This is a genomic window from Candidatus Magnetobacterium casense (genome assembly GCF_019173545.1).
Classification (GTDB): domain Bacteria; phylum Nitrospirota; class Thermodesulfovibrionia; order Thermodesulfovibrionales; family Magnetobacteriaceae; genus Magnetobacterium; species Magnetobacterium cryptolimnobacter.
The window spans coordinates 1-1,270 of sequence record NZ_JABXWD010000705.1; the positions used below are offsets into that span (position 1 = coordinate 1).

General features: G+C 55.7%; 1 protein-coding gene and 1 pseudogene. Both read right to left on the reverse strand.

The window, feature by feature from the left end; genetic code table 11:
• Nucleotides 1–324: pseudogene (locus HWQ67_RS18915) on the reverse strand (hypothetical protein); the annotation flags it as partial.
• On the reverse strand, nucleotides 321–1,270 hold a 950-nt coding region (locus HWQ67_RS18920; protein WP_218254247.1), incomplete at its 5' end, for a hypothetical protein. The gene HWQ67_RS18920 and the pseudogene HWQ67_RS18915, both read right to left, overlap by 4 nt.

Genomic DNA, 1,270 nt, shown 5'->3' on the forward strand with positions numbered 1-1,270 from the left:
GGTCTTGTTGTATTCCATCTTGGCTCTCAAGCACTCGTAGAATGAATCCTGCGCCCCCTTCGCTGCTATGAAGTCCAGCATACGAATGAGACAATCAGCAAGCTCTACTAGCCAACCCGATGGTATAGGCTTTTCGTTTTGGTTGGGGGGTTCATCCAACCAGTACACAGGATTGCCCATCCTCAATTCTTCGACAGCCTCCGATAGTTCGGTGTGCATCAGGCAGATTACTTCAAGGTCTGATCTGCTTTTCTTCCACCATCCCTTCTCAACCGCCGTCTGGTGGATTTCCGTTGCCAGTTCATCAAGGGTCTTCTCGGTCATATCCCCGCCCTCCTAAGCCACATTTCAAGGGACACCAGCCTCTCAACCCAAGGTGGATTGACATTGGACTTCACATAATCTTCCAGCCTTCGTCTGTCAAACACCGCCTTGGTTCTCATGCTGTCGAAGTCCAGCATCTCCCGGTAGAGCTTGGCCGTCTTGTCTTCCACTACCCCGTGAACCTTGGCCTGATTCAAGGCCGCAGCAGTCAAGCGGTTGCGTACAATAGGCCGGAAAGCCCCTAGAATGGCGTTCTTCGCCCTTATCCCCCCCGGAGACGTGTCATACCGTGTCTTGCCCAGGAAAGTGCTGGCGTGGCCTATGATATGGCGTTGGTGTTCCCCGTTGCGCCGGACATCCATCGGTGTGACGTACATCGTCTCCACAAGGTCTTTGGAAAGCATGGCAAGGTACACCCTGAAGTACCGCCCCATAGAGCGCACCAGCGTTCCCGCCCAGTTGGGTACGGCGTTCTGCCACATCACCCAGTCTGCCAGCCAGTAAGGGCTGTCTAAGGCGTAAGGTGGGGCGTTCTGTAGGTTCTCCTGCGTCCGTTCCAGCATAAGGCGGCCAATGTCCACCGAATACACTGGCGGGTAGGTCGGAAAGTAGATCGAAGTGCAGAGGGCTTTGATTAGGGCTTCAGCCGGACTCAGATGCAGGGATTCTTCCATGATGCGTATGTGCAGCCGCCCCCGCCATATCTCATTGCCGCATAGACCGACAGCCAGTATCCCGCCGCCCCGCTGCGCCTCCCTCTCCACGCATTCTGTCATGGGACGATAGGACAGCCCCGGTACAAGACCCTCCAAGAAATCACCCCGGCTGACAAACCCGTTCAGGTCGCCCAATCTATGAAGGGTGTGCGGTATGCCGTAGTGCCAGCATATCTGCTTGGACAGCGCGGTATCATCGGTATTGCCGTCGTGGGTGAACGCCCTCATGG